Raw genomic sequence first — 18,140 nt, forward strand, 5'->3', positions numbered from 1 at the left:
TCGCCAGGCTTTTAAGCTCTACCAAGCTGGCGGTTTTTTAAGACCACAAATTTTGCTGAGCTAAATTTCAAAAAGCTTCAATAGGCTTTAAAACTTGAGCGGGCAGGATTCATCTGAGCGCAAATTTCACGCAAGATAGGCTAAACGACGCCCTCCGAACAACTTAGTGGAATTACATTGAGCCCGACAAGACGAAATTAAAATTTCGCATAAACCTAAAAGAGTCGGGTTAATGAAATTTTGCCGCAGCTCTTATTAAGCGAGTTTAACACGCAAGCTTCAAGCCGTTAGAGCTTTTAAAATTTCAAAGCCACAAAATCCAGGCAAAATTCCAAATCTAAAAATTTAAGTTTTTGCAAAGCTTTACATTAAATTTTTTACCAAAATCGCATGATAGAATTCGCACAACTCCTGCCAAAAAAGTAAGCTAAAAGCCGCTAAATTTAAAGATAAACTGACCACCGCCAATTAATAAAAAAGAAGGAATTTAACGGCGCCCGCCCACGTAAATCTAAAATTTAAAGCTTAATTTCCACACGCTATCTAGTCTTGCATTGCAGTTTCGCTCTAGCCTGCGTTTAATTTTGCGTTTCATGAAAATCTAAGCACGATGTGAATGAAATTTTAAAATATTACCGTATTTTACGGGCAAATCTAGCTAAAATTTTGCAAAATTCCTCGTCTAAATTCCGCGCAAAATTCCATAAGAGTCTACATTTAAATCTCTAATCTAGTTGAAATTTCTCACCCAGGCACGCCCAAAAGCTTGCCTACAAGTTTAAATTTTACGCAGAGTGATATTAAAGGCTTTGGCGCCAGCTTTGACCTCATCGCCTACTTGCAAACCCTCGACTTCTGCATTGCTTAGCACCACTTCGCTCAGCTGGCTACCGATCGCTACGACGGCTACTTTGACCCCATCGCGTGCTTGCAAATCGACAATCTTGCCCGCGAAAGAAAACTTCTGCGAGCCGCTAGTTTTAAGAAAAATTTCCTCCGGCGTACCGGTGCGGACGATCCTGCCGTCCTTCATCTCATAAACTCGCTTGCAAAGCCTATAGATCTCGCTTACGTCGTGGCTTACTAAAATTATGGTCTGATGAAACTGCTCGTGGATCTTTAGCAAATACTCTTGGATTTTTTCGCGCATCGTAAAATCAAGCGCCGAAAGCGGCTCGTCAAGTAGCAAAATTTCAGGCTCTTGCATCAGTGCGCGAGCAAGTGCCACGCGCTGCTTCTGTCCGCCGCTAAGACCCTCGACGCCGGATTTTGCAAACTCACTAAGCTCTAAAATTTCAAGCAGCATCGAAGCTTTTTGCGGATCGTTTCTAGCAAAAAGCAGATTACCCGTCACGCTCATATTCTCAAAAAGTGCGTAGTCTTGAAACAAAAAGCCGATCCTACGCTTACCCGCACTTAAGAATTCATTGCCTTCTTGAAGAACGCGATCGCCGTCTTTTATGCTACCGCTATCTGCGCGCAAAAATCCCGCTAAAATGCGCAGCAGTGTAGTCTTACCGCTGCCGCTGCGCCCATATAGGCACACAAACGAGCCTTTGTTAATCTCTAAGCGAGCATCAATCGAGAAATCATCACTGATTTTTTTCTTACAATCAATCGTTATCATATTTTTCTATATATATCGCAGTGGCGCTAATGTATGCGAAAACCTCGTCGCCCTCGCGTAAAGCAAGCTCCTGCGCAGAATGCGCGCTAATGAGCACATCAAAGCTTATCTTGCCTTCAAACCTGAGCGTGCATAGAATTTCACCTAAGCTTAGGCTCATAATCTTGCCGTGAATTTCATTTTCGCTAGATACACCACTTAGGGCCTCGCGAGATAAAAGCACATCGGTGCTTTTAAAGCCCACGTAAACTTCGCTACCCACCTTAAGCTCACTACTTAGCTGCAGAAATACGCCACGTAGCTTGATGCCGCCCGCGATAAATCCTACAGAATGGATGCCGTCTTTTTGTAAAATTTCGTTGATTCTCGCTCTAATCATTAAAACTCGTATCCGTATTTAGCAAAGATCGCCCTGCCCTTATCACTTAAGATAAAATCATAAAACGCCTTGGCTTCGGCATTGTCTTTAGCGCGGTTTAGCACGACCATGCCTTGAGCTATCGGCTCGTAGAGGTCGGTACCGACCAAGACGAAATTTTCGCCCTGCTTGCAAGGCTTGTCGTTGCAGCCATCCTTTGCCATCTTAGGCGCATACATCGCGCTAGCCGCGATAAAGCCGACGTCGGAAGCTTTAAGCGCTTGCGAAAGAGCCTCGCCGATCGATTTTGCTTCTACGATTTTGCCTTTGATCTCGTCGTAAACTCCTGCTTTTTGGAAAGCCTGTACGCTTGCGGTGCCGTAAGGAGCGGTCTTTGGATTTGCTATCGTGATAGTTTTGACGCTAGGGTCTTTTAAAATTTCAAGCCCCTTGCTAAGATCTACGCCGCGCACGCTGAACATCGCCACTTTGCCCTTGGCGTAGGTTTTGGCAGGCGCCGTCGCAAAGCCATCTTTATGCAGATCGTCTGCAAATTTCATATCCGCCGCCATAAAAATATCAAACGGCGCGCCGTTTTTGATCTGCGCACTAAGCGCACCGCTCGCACCCAAGCTCACGTTTAGCGTAGTTTGCGGATGTAGCCTGGCAAATTCCGCCTTGATCTCGTCAAACGCATACGTCGTGTTCGCAGCAGCTGCTACGCTGACCTCTCCTGCGCTTAGCGCGCCTGCCATTAAAATTCCTAAAAGCACTGCTTTCAACTTCATTTTATGCCTTTCGTTTCGGCTCTCACCGAGAATTGAATTGTATCTAAAATTTTAAATTTACGCCTTAAATTTTAAAATTTTGCGCACCCAATTTCACCCTATTACGCGCCAATAATGATCTCGCTAGGCTCGATGATCGCCGTTACTTCATCTCCTACTCCTAGAGCCATCGCGGTGGCAGATTCTCGCGTGATGATCGCGGTGATGTTTTGATGCGAGCTTGTGCCTAGACAGATCTCTGCGTTTACCGCGCCGATTTTGACCTCGCTAATCGTGCCCTTGATTTGATTCGCCGTACTAAGTTTTAGCTTCTCCGAGCTTCCTTTGGCAATGATGACGCTTGGAGCTTTGAATAAAAACAGCACATCCTTGCCAGCCTTCAGCCCTAAATTTTTTTCGCTCTCTACGGTTACCGTCGCGCATAAAATTTCGCCACCTGCTAGCTTAGCCGTGATTTGAGAATTTACAGCGCCTGTTTGAACATCCGTAATCTCAACACTTAGCTGATTTCGCGCAGAAAGCTTCATACCGATCTTCTCTAAGCTTAGAAGGCTCTCTTCGGTGATCTCGTCAAGCTTTAAAATTTCACTCAAAAACGTCTCGCCCGCGTGGCTGATAGCATCATAAGCGCGAATTAGCTTGTGAGCGTATGGAGTGAGCTCCGAGCCGCTATTTTTCTTTGTGCCTTGAGTGCGGACGATGAGGGGTTTTTTGCTCGCGTTGTTGATTAAATTTAGTGCGTCCCAGCCGTTTTTATACGACACTCCTACGATCTCTGCGGCCTTTGTAATACTTTTAGTCTCATCTACGGCCTTAAGCAGCTTAATGTGTTTGGCTAAAAGCGATGCTTTGTTGCCAAGCAGGAATTCCAAAGCAAATTTTGCGTCCATTTTCATCCTTTCTTATTTACTTTCACGTGATTTTATAATATATCCTCTGATATATTTCTTAAAGAGCCACAGGCTTTATTTTGCGCTATAAAGAGGGAAATTCTATATGAAATTTTACCTTTATTGACAAAATTTCTTTAAACTTGTAAAATCGCCACTTTGATTTATAAAGAAGGGTCACATTTGAAATTTATAAAACTTATATTCTTAGCCGCGGCATTGGCACTCTGCGGTTGCTCACAGAAGCAAGACGTAGCGCCTAGCGATACGGATGGTTTTGATGAGGAGTTTGCCAAGCGCGAGGTTTTCGATCCGCTTAGCGGCTATAACCGCGTTATGACGAGCTTTAACGACGTATTTTACTCATACATATTAACCCCCGTAGCCAGCGGCTACGATTACGTAATGCCCGATCCGATCCAGGGCGCGTTTTCAAATTTTTTCTATAATATTTTATATCCGATGAGGCTCGTAAACAACCTATTGCAGGGTAAATTTGAAAATTCTTGGGACGAGACGAAGCGGTTTTTGATCAATTCGACCGTCGGCTTCGGCGGACTTAACGATATGGCGGGCAAATACTACGGGATTTCGCGCCACGACGAGGATTTCGGGCAAACACTCGGGTATTGGGGCGTGCCGGCAGGTCCGCACATCGTCTGGCCGATTTTGGGACAAAGCAATCTACGCGATACAGCGGGACTTGTCGGAGATTATTTTTCAAACCCGATAAATTATATTAAAGACAGCACCGTTCGAAACTCCGTCAACGGATTTAGAATATTTAACGACTACTCGCGCGATCCGAAATTTTATGAAAAAATGACCAAAGATGCGGTGGATCTATATCCGTTTTTACGCGATGCTTACGAGCAAAATCGCGAGAAATTAATAAAGGAATAAAAATGAAAATTTTAAAAGTTCTAGCGCTTTGCGGAGCGCTTTTGATTTCGGCGCACGCTATTAGCGATGCGGATATCGAGCCCGTGATGAGCCAGAAGGTTGCCGAGGCCGTAAGCATCATGCGAAGCAGTACCCCGAAAGACGCAAAGCCTGCAAAAATTTTTGCACTTTTTGACGGCTATTTTGATTACAAGATGATGGCAAAGCTCTCCCTTGCTAAACATTACGCGAGCCTTAGCCCTGCGCAGATCGCGGAATTTAATAAAGCTTTCGAGGCGCATCTAAAGCGATCCTTTATCGAAAAGCTTTCGCTTTATACCGATCAGGATATGAAGGTGCTAAGCAAACAAAGCCCGAGCGATAAGCGCCGCGTGCTAAAAACACAGGTCATCGGCGAGCAGAAAAACTACGACATAGATTTTAAATTTTATCCTAACGGCGCCGATTGGCGCATCTACGACGTCGATATCGTGGGCGTCAGCCTCATTCAGACCTACCGCTCGCAGCTTGGCGACGTAACGCAAAGCTTGGGCTTTGACGAGCTTATAAAGCGGCTAAATTCCACCGTCATCAATAGCGGCGAATAGCAGCGCGCCTAAAAGAGCGGTATTTGAAAAAAATTTTTCGCTTAATCGTCGCGTTTCCGAAAATCACGCTTGCGCTGTTTACGGTGCTGGCGCTGTTTTTCGGATATTACTCCACAAAGCTCGAGATCGACGCTTCGAGCCAGACGCTTCTACTAGATAATGACAAAGACCTTCAAATTTGGCGCGAAGTATCCAAGCGCTACGAAACGCCGAATTTCTTGGTGCTTGCATACACTCCCGCGGGCGATCTTTTAGCGCCCGAGACGATCCACAAAATAGAGCAGATGGATGCGGCTTTTTCCAAGCTGGATTTCGTCGCTAGCGTCACAGATATTACGAATGTGCCGCTTTTGCTAAATAAAGGTGGCGGCATGAGCGAGCTGCTTAAACACATACCCACCCTTACCGACGCGGACGTAAATTTAACCGCGGCTAGGCGCGAGTTTGCCACTAGCCCCTTTTACGCGTCAAATTTAGTAAGCGCCGATTTTCGCACTACCGCAATTTTAATAAATTTAAAGCCGCAGACCCGCTACGAGGAGCTTTTGCGCCTAAGAGACGGAGCCAAAAGCGCTCTAGAGCAAGCGGAGCATGAGAGCAACCGCTCCAATGCCCAAATTTCACAGCTCAAAGATGCGCTTAAAGCTTCGGAGCAAAATTTCAAATCCTACCGCGACGAACTACGCGAAAAGGATCACCGCGACATTGTGGCTTTGCGCGCGTTGATCGCGGGTTTTGAGAAGGAATTTGCGGGCGATCGGCTATTTTTGGGCGGACTAAATATGATCGCCGACGATATGGTAGGCTACGTCCGCTCGGATCTAACGACCTACGGACTCGGCGCCTTGGTGCTTCTGTTAGCGTGCTTTTGGCTCTTTTTTAGACAGGCTAAATTTATCCTACTGCCGCTCATCATCTGCGCATATTCGGTCGTGCTCGCAGCGGGACTTTTCGGCTTTTTGAGCTTTGAGGTCACGGTGATTAGCTCAAATTTCATAGCGCTTCAGCTCATCATCACGGTTTCGGTCTGCATCCACTTAATCGTCGCCTACCGCGAGTTTAGCGCGCGCTTTCACGCATTTTCGCAGCGCCAGCTCGTTTACGCAGTGCTGCGCGAGCGCGCAAGACCCTGCTTTTTCGCAATATTTACGACCGTTATCGGCTTTATGTCGCTAATTTTTTGCGATATAAAACCCGTAATTTCTCTGGGAATTATGATGAGCGTAGGCATCAGTATCTCGCTAGTTACGGCATTTGGAGTATTCGGTGCGGTTATGTCGCTTCTAATGCGCACGCACAATAACCGCAGCTTCGAGCAGCACTTTAAATTTACCCTTTGGTGCGCCGAAACGGCGCTACGCAGCAGAGGCGCGGTCTATGGCGTATGCGCTGCGGCGGTGATCTTTGGACTATACGGTATCTCGCAGCTGCGCGTCGAAAATAGCTTCATCGGCTACTTCAAAAAAAGCACCGACATCCGCGCGGGCATGGAGGTCATCGATACAAATCTCGGCGGAACGATCCCGCTTGATATCGTCGTTAAATTTAAAAGTGCGGGCGGCGCAGATCCCACCGCTAGCGAGAGTGAAAATTCCGCGAGCGGCAGCGCAAATTTTAAGAGCGGCGAAAATTCTAATCCCGCAGGGCAAAATTTTACCGCGCAGAATCCCGCCGCACAGAATTCTACCGTCACGGCGCAAAATTCTATTGCAGAAAATTCCACGGCGCAAAGTTCCGTTGCCGCGGCGCAAAATTTAAATGATCAAAATTTTATCGCGCAAAGCTCCGTCGCGGCAGCACAGCCAAGCGGCGCCGTAAATTTAGATCAAACCCATGCCACAATTTTAGAACAAAATTCCACTACGAGCGACGATTTTGGCGATTTCGAAGCCGAATACGCCGCCAACGAAAACAAGCCGCAGTATTGGTTCACCTCCGAAAAGATGCGTATCATCGGCAAAATAGATGATTTTTTGAAGGACAAAAACGTCACGGGGCACGAGTTTATCGGCAACGTAAGCTCGCTTGCGTCGCTTTTAAAGCTCGGCAAGCAGATTAATCAAGGGCGCGATCTGGACGATCTGAGCCTCGCTCTTATCTATTCGGAGTTGCCGCAAAACTACCGCCAGATGGTGCTTTCGCCCTTTGTAAATATTGAAGCGAACGAGGCGCACTTTAGCGTCCGCACGATAGACAGCGATCCGCGCTTACGCAGAGCAAAATTCCTAAAAGATCTGCAAAGCGGGCTAAATTCTTTGCTCGAGGGTGAGCAGGCAAGCGCACAGATCAGCGGTATAATGGTGCTTTACAACAATATGCTTCAAAGCCTGATGAGCTCGCAGATAGGCACTTTGGGTATCACCGTGCTCGTGCTTTTCGTGCTTTTCGTGATCATCTTTCGCTCGCTGTCATACGCACTTATCGCGATCGTCGTAAATTTGATCCCTCTTTGCGCCTGCTTCGGCATCATGGGGGTTGCAGGCATTCCGCTGGATATCATGAGTATTACGATAGCGGCGATTAGCATCGGTATCGGCGTAGACGATGTCATCCACTATATTTATCGCTACAAGCGCGAGTTTGCGCGCCTGGGCGACGAGGCCGCGGCTATCCGCGCGAGCCACGCAAGTATCGGATACGCGATGTATTATACGTCGTTCGCGATCATTTTAGGTTTTAGCGTAATGATGATGAGTAATTTCTGGCCTACGATCTACTTCGGGCTACTGATATGTCTAGTGATGAGCCTGCTGCTTTTGGGCGCGCTCATAATTCTGCCGTCGCTAATAATGAGCCGAAAGGGCTTAAAATTTAGCCTCTTTAAAGCTAAATAAATTTTATCTCGCTATAATTCCCGCATTTGGAGAGGATGGCGACCTGGTGGCGTCTGCGGACTTCAAATCCGATAGGAGGGCGGTTGACCGTTTTCCGGGGGGTTCGATTCCCTCTCTCTCTCGCCGAATTCTTTCATCAAATTTCACTTTTGCATTCTTGATCTCTAGCGCTTCGCGAATTTATCTCAAATTTCAGCTCTAAATTTATCCGTTATTAAACAGAGATGGGTAGCATTGCTCGTTAACTTTTCTTCAAGGAGCGAGTATGAAATACGCATTAGGTGCTGCGCTTGCGGCATTTATTTTTGCAGGATGCGGCGATGACGATGTAGGACTTGTCAAAAACTACACCCTGCCGGATTTCAAATCGATGAATATTGGTACGGCGATCGAGGGTTCAAAAATCTGCAAAAATATCACCTGGAGCAAAGAGGAAAACGGCGGATTAAAGACGGTTAAGATGGTCTGCGACGTGGATGTAGAGCATAGGCTTAAATCATATAAACAAGAGATGTTAGACTCATCTTTAAAAAGGGTTATGACTTTTTATGAGGGCAAGGCTTACGACGCGCAAGGTTTGCTTAAGCTGGCAAAAGAACACTGTAAATTAAACGAAGCTAAATTTCAAGAAACGCTTAAAAACCAAAGGCAAAATAGAATTTTTGAGGAGGAATGGAAGTCGGTCGATTGCGACGACAAATTAAAAGGGGAGATACCGAAAGAAAGCGATACCGAAATCTACATAGACTCTATTATGGAGTGCTTAAAAGCAGCCATTTATTACTCGCAAATAACCGCAGAGCAGTTGGACGCGAGCTTCGGACATAAAGAAGGCGGATCATCAAAGCTTGCTATCGAGTTAAATTTTATCGTAAATGAGGGTAAAAGCGTAAATCTGTCTGATAAATTTAAACTTATCACGAATGGCAAAGAAGATCCCGTGAATAAAATGAAGTCAAAAGATGTCATAGCAGGCTTCTACGAAAGGCAATAAGCGCCTCATCTCGCGGCTAAATTTTATGAAATTTTAAAATTTAGCCGCTTTTTTATATCAAAATTTTATGTGAAGTTTTAAATTTTAAAACGCGACGGGAGTAGTTTCGCTCGCCGCGCCGTGAAATTTTACGCCGAATACAAGCTTATTTGTCGTGTCCTTGCAGATACGCGATCGCGCTAAGTGCGGCAACCGCACCGTCGCCTGCCGCGCAAACGACCTGCTTAGGCGCATCCTGTCTCATATCGCCCGCCGCAAATAGTCCGTGTACGCTTGTTTGCATCTTTAAATTTACCGCGACTTGCCCACCGGGCGTGACGTCGCAGATGAACTTGCCGCTTTCATTCTTTAACACCTCGTTTCGCACGTCAAGCCCCACGAATACGAAGATCCCAGGCAGCTGCAGTTCGCGCGTGGCGCCGCTTGTTTTATCTTTGACGACGACGCCCGTTACGCCGCTTGCATCGCCCTTGATCTGCTCTACGAGCGCATTTGTGATGAGCTCGATATTCTCACTTTCGCGCACCTTTTGCACTGTCGAAGGCGCGGCGCGAAACTCGTCTCGGCGGTGGATCAGATAGACTTTAGAGCAAATTTTAGCCAGATACAGCGCCTCCTCTAGCGCCGTATCGCCGCCGCCGAGGACGGCAACCTCTTTGCCCTTATAAAAAAACCCGTCGCAGGTCGCGCAGGTACTGACGCCGCGACCAAAGAACTCATCCTCGCCCTCGATCCCCGCGCGACGCGGAGTAGAGCCGATAGCCACGATAACAGCACGAGCGCGGCGCGTTTGATCACCCTCGAGATAGATCGTAAAATTTCCATCGCCGTCTTTTGAGATGCGTAGCACGCGCACCATCTCATGCTTTAAGCCGAAGCGGAAGCACTGCTCCTGCCAAGGCGCCATAAAGCTCATCCCGTCAGTCACCGCGGCGACGCCCGGGTAGTTTTCCATCTCGGAGCTTGAGGTGATCTGCCCGCCGGGCATCCCCATCTCAAACATCACGACGTCCTTTAAACCGCCTCTTGTAGCATAAAGCCCCGCCGCTAACCCCGCAGGACCGCCGCCGATAATTGCTAAATCTAACATTTTTTCTCCTTAATTATTTTATTAAGTAAAACCGCGGGCGTTAAATTTACGAATTTAGTTAATAAAACGATAAGTAGGAGAAAAAAGGGCGAAAGCCGCCCTTTTAAAATTTACAGAAGCGAGTTTAGCTTGTCGGCTATGATCTGCTTAGATTGCGCGCCGATGAGCTGAGCTTTTAGCTCGCCGTCTTTGAAAAATAGTATCGTTGGGATCGAGCGAACGCCGAACTGCACCGCCAAATCCTGCGCCTCATCGGTATTTACTTTGCAAATTTTAGCCTTGCCCTCGTAGTCGTTCGCAAGCTCCTCGATGATCGGGGCGATCATACGGCACGGTCCGCACCAAGGCGCCCAAAAATCGACTAGCGCGACACCCTCTTTAGTAACGTCGAAATTCTCCGAAGTAAGCTCTATATACTTTCCCATAATGTTCTCCTTGTGTTAAAATTTCGCGGATTATAGTTCATTATCTTAAATAAATAATAAAAATTCTAATTTAAAAAGATATGTTGGCGATAAATTTTATCTGCTTTGTATAAACTTCCACGACGTCGATCTGCCACGGCTCGCCCGTATCGCAGCTCATCAGATAAAATTCCGCCGCCTTTAAAATTTTAGCCATCTTGGCGTCCGTCACACGCTCTGCGGCGTCATAATCGCCGCTCGTAGCCTTCACCTCTACAAAGTGCAAAATTCCGTCTTTGCGCGCGATTATGTCGATCTCGCCGAAGCGGCAGCGAAAATTTCGCTTTAAAATTTCAAACCCTTCGCCGCGCAAAAATTCCACCGCACGGTCCTCGCAGGCAAAGCCGAAAAGATATTCTTTTAAACTCAACTTTAGCTTTCGATCCTGATCATAAAAGGCTTTTGCGTGATGAAATTTTCGCCGCCGATCACGCTTATTGCGCGCTTTATGTCCTTCTCGCAGCACGTATGCGTCGTAAAAAACAGCGTCACTTCCTCGTCCGTTTTAAGCTTAGGCTTTTGCAAAAAGCTGTCGATCGAAAGATCGTTTAAGCTCATAATGTTCGTGAGCTTCGCGAGCACGCCCTTCTCATCGCGCACGCGCAGCCTGAAATAATACTTCGTGCGGATCTGCTCGCTTGGCAGAATTTGCATAAAATTTTCACTAGGCAAAATTTTATAGCCGAGCATCGGGTTTTTGTTATCACGCGCGATGTCGATGAGATCGCTTATAACCGCGCTTGCCGTAGCGCTTCCGCCCGCGCCAGGGCCGTAATACATACTCTCGCCGACGCAGTCTCCGTAGATGCTCACGCCGTTCATTACGCCATCGACTTTTGAGAGCATTTGATCCTTTGAAATGAGCGCAGGATGGACGCGCAGCTCGACTTTGTTGTCGCACGCGCGCTTAGCCACCGCAAGCAGCTTGATTATGAAATCAAATTCGCGCGCAAAATAGATATCCTCCTGCGTGATCTCCTCGATCCCCTCGATTAAAATATCTTCAGGATCTCCGTGCACGCCGTATGCGATGCTAGCTAAGATCAAGAGCTTATGCGCCGCATCGAACCCGCCGATATCAAAGCTAGGATCGGCTTCGGCGTATCCGAGCTCTTGAGCTCGCTTTAGCGCGTCTTCAAATTTCTCGTTTTTTTGCATCATATTCGTAAGGATAAAGTTGCTTGTGCCGTTTACGATGCCGATTATTTTTTCGATACGATTGGCGCTTAGCCCCTCGCGTAGGGTTTTGATGATCGGAATTCCGCCCGCCACGCTCGCTTCAAAGCCAAAAGGCGTATCGCCCGCTAGAGCCTGGAGCTTGTAGCGATGATAAGCCAAAAGCGCCTTATTTGCGGTAACGACCGCCTTTTTACGCTTTAAAATTTCACTTACGACCTCGTAGGGCTTTTCTACCCCGCCCATAAGCTCTACAAAAACGTCGATGTCATCGCGCTCGATGATACTTCGCGCGTCGCTGCTAAGAGGAATTTGCACGCCCCTTTTTTTGCTCGTATCGCGCACGAGCCCGATTACGGGCTCTATGCTAACGCCTGCGCGCGCAAGGATGATATCTTTATTTTTGATCAAAATATTTGCAACTTCGCTACCTACGGTGCCGACGCCTAAAATCGCTACCTTCATCAGATCTCTTTCAAATATTTTTTTATATTTCTAGCGGCCTGGCGAGTCCTGTTTTCGTTTTCGATAAAAGCGATCCGCACATAATCGTCTCCCGCTGCGCCAAAGCCCACGCCGGGACTTACGGCGACGCGCGCCTTGGTAAGAAGCTGCTTGGAAAACTCCATACTTCTTAGATGAGCCGCCGCGGGCGGCAATTTCGCCCACGCAAACATCGACGCGCTAGGTTTAGCGATCTGCCAGCCTGCGTCCGCAAAAGCGTCAATCAAAAAATTTCTACGCTTCTCATAGCTCGCGCGGATCTGCTCTACGCACTCCTGCGGCCCGTCCAGCGCGATCGTGGCGGCTACTTGGATCGGCGTAAACATGCCGTAATCAAACCACGACTTGATCTTTTTAAGCGCGGCTACGAGCTTTTTGTTGCCGCTAACAAAACCCACGCGCCAGCCCGCCATATTGTAGGTTTTAGAAAGCGTGTATGCCTCGACTGCGACGTCTTTCGCACCCTGAACCTCAAAGATCGACGGCGTTTTGTAATCGTCAAAAGCGATCTCTGCGTAAGCGATATCGCTGATGATATAAAACCGCTCCTGCCGCGCCATCGCCACGAGCCGCTCGTAGAAGCTCTTTTGCACGACGACGGTGGTGGGGTTGTGCGGGAAATTTACGACGACGTATTTTGGGCGCGGAATGCTCTCATCGAAGGTTTTTTGCAGATCGATGAAAAATTTGTTCTCATTAAAATTTAAATTCTCATCATAGGCAAGCGGGATTTTAACGACGTTACCGCCCGCGATGATGAAGGCTTGAGTGTGGATCGGATACGCAGGATCGGGCACCACCGCGACATCGCCCGGATTTACGATCGCGCTAGTTAGATGCACGAAGCCCTCCTTGGAGCCCATCACCGCGACGATCTCGCTTTCTGGATCCAAGATCACGCCGTATTTGCGCTTGTACCAATTCGCGCACGCAAGTCGCAGCTTGTAGATGCCCTGACTTACGGAGTAGCCGTGCGTCTTGTCCTTTTGCGCGCTTTCGCAAAGCTTATCGATTATATGCTGCGGCGTCCTGCCGTCGGGATTGCCCATCGAAAAATCGATTATATCCTCGCCGGCTCTGCGCGCCGCCATTTTTATGGCATTGACCTCGGCAAAAACGTAATTGGGCAAACGCTCGATTTTTGAAAAACGGATTTCGTCAAACATCTCAAACCTCTTATCTTAAAGTAATTTCCAAGCTTTATTTAAAATTTAGCGCCTTAACGCGCGATCTGCTCGTACCGCACGGAGGCAAAATTTCAAGCCTTAGCGTCGATGCGGCGGCGCTTTTTATATTGCTCAAGCAATTTAAACTTTTACCTCGCTAAAATTTTAAAACCGCGGGGGGCGCGGAGGCGTTGATCGTTTAAATTTATCGCGTCGCGACCCTTTGCGGCGCTGTTTAAATTTACGTCCGATCAAAACGATAACGATCAGAGCTTCCGTTTTGCACGGCGCCGTGGACTACACCTCTTAAATTTAGCGCGCTACCGCAAGCGCCCGCACCGCTTAAAATTTTATCGCACCGCTAATTTTACCTGCGCCGCTTAAAATTCTATCTAAGGCGGCGCGGTTCAAAACCCTCTAAATTTACCCTCGTGGGTTTATTTTAAGTCGCACTCGCCGCAGCGGGCCAAAATTCTATCCTCGGCGGCGGCGAAGTCCTACGAGTGAAAAACCGCGCGAGAGCGAGGATTTTACCACTTCTTGCCCTTGTTTAGGCGCAGAAACTCATCGGCTGAAATTTTAGTGATATTGCCATCTTTGACGTGGAATTTTTGAGTGTTTCTTTCGCTGAAAGTTACGTTGCCATCGGCTTTACCGAGCTCAAACATCCCGTGGCCGGTAGAGATTAGCAACTCCTCATCTCCTTGCGAAGCGACGACGTAAGGGGCATTAATGACCATCTCGCGCTTCTTGCCGCTTTTTAGATCGATGATGCCGATCCACATCTTACCGCGTGGGCTAAGCACGATATCTTTACTCGTCGCGGGTTTGCTTTGCGTGGCGTTTTCGTCGGTAGAATTTTCCTCAGTCTTAATGCTTGCGCGCTCGATCCTGATAGAGCGGTCCAGCGCATTGAGCGAGCTTAAATTTTCATCCGCAGCAGCGGCTGCATTGGCATCTGACTTTAATGCGAATTTTTCATCTGTAGCGTTGTGCGAAACGACGTCGATACCGATGTTTTCAAGCTTTTTTTGAGTATTGTTTACAATCGGAGCGTCAGAATAGGTGGTTTTGTTTTGCTCCCATAAAAGCGAGCCCAAAAATTCGCCGAAGCTTTTATAAAGTCCGAAATAAAAGATCGCGCCTATGATTAACACCATCGCAAGCAGCCACATAAGCCAACCGCTACCGCTTTTGTTAGGGCTGACCCTTTGACCATAAACCTGCTCGACTTTAGCCTTTTTAACGGGCGCGAAGCCCTCTTTCGCGACCTCAAACTCGCTAAGCCAGTCCGATAGATCCAGTCCGAACTCGCGCTCTAAAATTTTAATATAGCCCCTAACGTTAAAATTTGCCAGCTTCTCGAAGTCTTTATTGATGATGTATTCTAAATTTTGCGCGTCGATGCGCGTCGTGCGCGCTATCTCGATCAAATCCATAGATTTTAATTTATCTAGATCGCTATTTTTTGGCTGCTGTGTTTGCTCCGGCTTCTCGGTTTGTTCCGCCTGCTCATCCGTATTATTTAACTTCTCTTCTATTTCTTCCATTTAGAATTCCATCGCATAGTATCGCAAATGCCGCGCTTACGTTAAGCGAGTCCCAGCCTTCGCGCATCTTTATCGATACCGCGCAGTCGCATTTTTTAAGCGCCCTAGCAGGTATCCCCTCTTCTTCGTTCCCCATTACGAGTGCGTTTTTCGCGCCGAGCTTTAACTCCTTAAAGTTCGTTCCGTCCGCACTCGCGGCGTAAATTTCAAAGCCGCTTTGTTTAAGCTCGTTTATCACGCTAAGCCCGTCTGCGGCCTTAACGACATTTAGCTCATACGCCGCGCCCGAGCTAGCGCGCACTACGCCCGCCATATTTAGATTATTTGCGACGACGATCACGCTATTTGCACCCAAAGCATAGGCGCTGCGCATTATCGCGCCGATGTTTCCGACGTCGGTAAGCCCATAAAGGATCGGCACGAATTTATCGTCTTTGACGCTAGCAAGATCGCCGAAGCTAAACTCCTCCACCTCGGCCAAGAAGCCTTGATGGTTGCCGCCGCGAGCGAGGGCTTGAGCTTTTTTCGCATCGGCGCGCTCAATTTTTACGCCGGTCGCGGCGATCTTTTTAAAAATTTCTTTCTCGCACTCCTTTGCAAGGATGATGCGGATAAATTTCTGCGGATGCCGGTTTAAAAGGTGCAAAAACAGCTGCTTGCCGTAAATAATCATTTTGGGATTTTAGCGAAAAACGGTTAAAATATGACTTAGCGTATCAAATTTTTATATATTTCTTTGGCGGGTTCGCCGCTGATTTTTGAGAGTAGTTTTGCTTTTATTTTCGGCGCGATCTCAAGCGAAAGAATATCTTCTTGCGTGATTTTTTCAAAGCTTTTCTCGCCCGCGCCGTCAATCACGACGCACCATTCGCCGTTTAAATTTGCGCCGTTTAAGCTCAGCAAAACCTCTGCGGCGCTACCGAAAAATTTTGTTTCAAATTTTTTCGTAGCTTCTTTGATTGCAAAAATTTTGCGCTGCGCGTCGATCCCCGCGATCTGCTCAATTAGCTTTATCACGCGCTTTGGAGATTCGTAAAGTACGCACGGATAAGGGCTCTGCATTAAATTTAGAATCTGAGCTTTGCGCTGCGCGCCGTCATTGTTCAAAAAGCCTAAAAAGCTAAATTCTTTCTCCACCAGCCCGCTTGCGGCGGCTGCGAGCAGCAGAGCGTTTGCGCCGCTAAGCACCTCGTAAGGCACGCCGCTTCGCTGCGCAAATTTTACGAGCGCAATCCCCGGATCGCTGATGCAGGGCATGCCGGCATCGCTTACGTATGCGCAAGCTTTTTCGCGCAGAAGTGCCGCATCAAAGCTCGCGAAAAACTCCGCTTCGTTGTGTGTGTGCAGCGAGTAGAACTGTGAAATTTTAAATGAAATTTGAAATTTATCGGATAATAGGTTTAGAAGTTTTTTTGAAACCCTCGTATCCTCGCAGATTAGGATTTCGCAGCTTTGCAATACCTCAAGCGCGCGGCTCGAGATATCGCTTAAATTTCCTATCGGCGTAGGAATGAGATATAGCAACTATTTCATTCCGTATTTTTGCTTAAATTTCTCGACGCGGCCCGCGCTATCTACGATCTTCTCGCTGCCTGTGAAAAACGGATGGCAGTTGGAGCAGATATCGACGCGGATCTCAGGCTTGTTCGAGCGCGTTTTAAAAGTGTTTCCGCAAGCGCAGGTAACGGTCGTTTCGACAAAGTTCGGATGGATATCTTTTTTCATTTTTGATCCTTTTTGATGATTTTAAAAGGTTGCGATTATACAACTTTTTTATCTAAAAAGCAAATTTAAAGGGTTTTAAAAAACTCTCGGCAAAGCGTGGATTTTCTTTTTGAATATGCTTTTTTGGACGCGAAGTTTTAAAATTTAGCCCGCTTTGCGGGTAAAATTTTGATTTACTGCGGCGTACAAATACAGCGCGCGAAGATATGCCGCAGCAATACGCGCCGCGCATTAGGCCGCTGATAAACATAACGGGTCGCGCAAGGCAAAATTTAAATTCCAAAATTTAAAGCGCGCGGCTTTTAAATTTTAAAATTTGCCGAGCGTTTAAAACATCAGCTTCGCGCAAGTTGCGATCAGCGCGGTGTTTGAGCGCAAAATATAAGGGCTATTAAGCGCATAGGCGTTTTTAAATTTCTCCCTTTCGCGCGGCGAAAATCCGCCCTCGGGGCCTACGAACGCGATCTCGTCGCCGCCGAAAATGTCGATGTTCTTGCCGCCAAAATCGATCAGGCTTACGTTTTCATACCTTTGCGCGAGCTCGTCCGAGCTGCTCAAAACCTCGATCTGCATGATGGAATTTCGCCCGCATTGCTGCGACGAGTTGATCAAAATCCGCTCCATCCTCTGCAGATCGAGCCGCACGTTTTTCTGCGACAGATCGGCATATACCAAAATAAGCCGCCCGACGCCCATCTCATTTAGTGCAGGCAGGCTCTTTTCGACCACGGCGCTCTCGACGACCGCCCAAGCGACGCAAAAATCGTGGCTCGGCGTAAAAACCGAGCTTTTAAAAACTAAATTCAGAGCCGCACCCTTACGCGAAATTTCGGCGATCTCATATAGATAACTCGCCCCGTCCTTTAGATTTCGCACGTCTATGCGCTCGCCCGCCCTTGCTCGCCTCGCCTTTAGGTGCAAAAACTGATCATTCTGCAAAACTAGGCTCTGTTCGCCTGCAAACTTATCGTAAAAATATACCATCAAATAACACTCGCTATCAAAATTATCGCTAAGCTTAGCCCCAAAATCACCCGCATTTTGCGCTGATACGGCGCAAAGTTTTGGCTCAGATACGCGATTTTTAGCCGCTTGTAAGACGCCGCGCTAAGCGCGATCATCGCTAGCGATCCGACCGCCATAAAGTAAATTTTAAAGCTCAGATCAAAACGCAGCACCGGCAGCATCACGCTTCCGCTAATTATCAGCGCCGCGATACACGAATAATAGATCGGCAAAAACAGCCTGATGCGCCTAAGAAATCTAAGCCCAGATCTGCTCTTTTGCTTTAAATTTTCAGCTTGCGGCGCGGAAGCGGCGGAATTTAAAGCCTCACTGCGAGGGCGAAATTCCGCTGCCGCGGTATCGATCTTAAGCTGAGTAAAGATCAGATAAATTATCGTTAAAATCGCCGCAGCTAGCGCGAAAAATTTATGAAAACCCAGGGCGCTTTGATACAGATAATCCATCACTTCCGCCAGGGA

Annotated in this window: 19 protein-coding genes; 4 read left to right on the forward strand and 15 right to left on the reverse strand. The window is 47.5% G+C overall.

Features of this window, described 5'->3' with window-relative positions; all coding sequences use genetic code 11:
- Nucleotides 1-778 precede the first annotated feature (778 nt).
- The 4 genes from QZ176_RS02645 to QZ176_RS02660 form a co-directional block, all read right to left on the reverse strand.
- Entirely contained in the window at nt 779-1,627 is an 849-nt protein-coding gene (locus tag QZ176_RS02645; RefSeq protein ID WP_295151052.1) for an ATP-binding cassette domain-containing protein, read from the reverse strand.
- The gene (locus QZ176_RS02650) at nt 1,614-2,006 is read right to left on the reverse strand and encodes a hypothetical protein (RefSeq protein WP_295151054.1); all 393 of its coding nucleotides are present in this window, start codon (nt 2,004-2,006) and stop codon (nt 1,614-1,616) included. The genes QZ176_RS02645 and QZ176_RS02650 overlap by 14 nt, the downstream gene beginning before the upstream one ends.
- Nucleotides 2,006-2,773: a molybdate ABC transporter substrate-binding protein gene (modA, locus tag QZ176_RS02655; protein ID WP_295151056.1), complete on the reverse strand. Its 768-nt coding sequence runs from the start codon at nt 2,771-2,773 to the stop codon at nt 2,006-2,008. The genes QZ176_RS02650 and modA overlap by 1 nt, the downstream gene beginning before the upstream one ends.
- Before the next feature lie 101 nt (nt 2,774-2,874).
- On the reverse strand, nt 2,875-3,663 hold the full coding sequence (locus QZ176_RS02660; protein WP_295151057.1) for a TOBE domain-containing protein: 789 nt from the start codon (nt 3,661-3,663) through the stop codon (nt 2,875-2,877).
- 183 nt (nt 3,664-3,846) lie between these two features.
- Between QZ176_RS02660 and QZ176_RS02665 the strand changes: the two genes are divergently transcribed.
- From QZ176_RS02665 to QZ176_RS02680, 4 genes are all read left to right on the forward strand, one after another.
- Complete coding sequence (locus tag QZ176_RS02665) at nt 3,847-4,566, forward strand: VacJ family lipoprotein (protein ID WP_295151059.1); 720 nt, start codon at nt 3,847-3,849, stop codon at nt 4,564-4,566.
- A 2-nt stretch (nt 4,567-4,568) separates the two neighbouring features.
- Entirely contained in the window at nt 4,569-5,153 is a 585-nt protein-coding gene (locus tag QZ176_RS02670) for an ABC transporter substrate-binding protein (protein WP_295151061.1), read from the forward strand.
- Nucleotides 5,154-5,176: 23 nt separating this feature from the next.
- Nucleotides 5,177-7,987, forward strand: coding sequence for an MMPL family transporter (locus QZ176_RS02675; protein ID WP_295151063.1), 2,811 nt, complete (start codon nt 5,177-5,179; stop codon nt 7,985-7,987).
- Between the two features lie 265 nt (nt 7,988-8,252).
- Nucleotides 8,253-8,981 (forward strand): hypothetical protein, encoded by a 729-nt coding sequence (locus QZ176_RS02680; RefSeq protein ID WP_295151065.1) that lies wholly within the window; start codon nt 8,253-8,255, stop codon nt 8,979-8,981.
- 145 nt (nt 8,982-9,126) lie between these two features.
- On the opposite strand, the gene trxB is transcribed toward QZ176_RS02680, so the two are convergent.
- From trxB to QZ176_RS02735, 11 genes are all read right to left on the reverse strand, one after another.
- Nucleotides 9,127-10,071 carry a thioredoxin-disulfide reductase gene (gene trxB / locus QZ176_RS02685; protein WP_295151067.1) on the reverse strand — a complete coding sequence of 315 codons (945 nt, stop codon included), beginning with the start codon at nt 10,069-10,071 and terminating at the stop codon, nt 9,127-9,129.
- A gap of 110 nt (nt 10,072-10,181) precedes the next feature.
- Nucleotides 10,182-10,496, reverse strand: coding sequence for a thioredoxin (gene trxA, locus QZ176_RS02690; protein WP_295151069.1), 315 nt, complete (start codon nt 10,494-10,496; stop codon nt 10,182-10,184).
- 70 nt (nt 10,497-10,566) lie between these two features.
- Complete coding sequence (locus QZ176_RS02695) at nt 10,567-10,905, reverse strand: YraN family protein (RefSeq protein ID WP_295151071.1); 339 nt, start codon at nt 10,903-10,905, stop codon at nt 10,567-10,569.
- 2 nt (nt 10,906-10,907) lie between these two features.
- On the reverse strand, nt 10,908-12,176 hold the full coding sequence (locus tag QZ176_RS02700; RefSeq protein WP_295151073.1) for a homoserine dehydrogenase: 1,269 nt from the start codon (nt 12,174-12,176) through the stop codon (nt 10,908-10,910).
- Nucleotides 12,176-13,381 (reverse strand): LL-diaminopimelate aminotransferase, encoded by a 1,206-nt coding sequence (locus QZ176_RS02705; RefSeq protein WP_295151075.1) that lies wholly within the window; start codon nt 13,379-13,381, stop codon nt 12,176-12,178. The genes QZ176_RS02700 and QZ176_RS02705 overlap by 1 nt, the downstream gene beginning before the upstream one ends.
- A 530-nt stretch (nt 13,382-13,911) precedes the next feature.
- Nucleotides 13,912-14,931: a hypothetical protein gene (locus tag QZ176_RS02710; RefSeq protein WP_295151077.1), complete on the reverse strand. Its 1,020-nt coding sequence runs from the start codon at nt 14,929-14,931 to the stop codon at nt 13,912-13,914.
- Complete coding sequence (rlmB, locus tag QZ176_RS02715; RefSeq protein ID WP_295151079.1) at nt 14,903-15,604, reverse strand: 23S rRNA (guanosine(2251)-2'-O)-methyltransferase RlmB; 702 nt, start codon at nt 15,602-15,604, stop codon at nt 14,903-14,905. Before rlmB ends, QZ176_RS02710 begins: the two co-directional genes overlap by 29 nt.
- Before the next feature lie 35 nt (nt 15,605-15,639).
- Nucleotides 15,640-16,455, reverse strand: coding sequence for a 16S rRNA (cytidine(1402)-2'-O)-methyltransferase (gene rsmI / locus QZ176_RS02720; protein ID WP_295151080.1), 816 nt, complete (start codon nt 16,453-16,455; stop codon nt 15,640-15,642).
- The gene (rpmE, locus tag QZ176_RS02725; RefSeq protein ID WP_177387662.1) at nt 16,456-16,656 is read right to left on the reverse strand and encodes a 50S ribosomal protein L31; all 201 of its coding nucleotides are present in this window, start codon (nt 16,654-16,656) and stop codon (nt 16,456-16,458) included.
- A 327-nt stretch (nt 16,657-16,983) separates the two neighbouring features.
- Nucleotides 16,984-17,640: a 16S rRNA (uracil(1498)-N(3))-methyltransferase gene (locus QZ176_RS02730; RefSeq protein WP_295151115.1), complete on the reverse strand. Its 657-nt coding sequence runs from the start codon at nt 17,638-17,640 to the stop codon at nt 16,984-16,986.
- Nucleotides 17,640-18,125 carry a hypothetical protein gene (locus tag QZ176_RS02735; protein WP_295151081.1) on the reverse strand — a complete coding sequence of 162 codons (486 nt, stop codon included), beginning with the start codon at nt 18,123-18,125 and terminating at the stop codon, nt 17,640-17,642. Before QZ176_RS02735 ends, QZ176_RS02730 begins: the two co-directional genes overlap by 1 nt.
- Nucleotides 18,126-18,140 lie beyond the last annotated feature (15 nt).

Origin of the sequence: uncultured Campylobacter sp., from assembly GCF_905373215.1 — a bacterium.
In the GTDB taxonomy this organism is placed as follows: domain Bacteria; phylum Campylobacterota; class Campylobacteria; order Campylobacterales; family Campylobacteraceae; genus Campylobacter_B.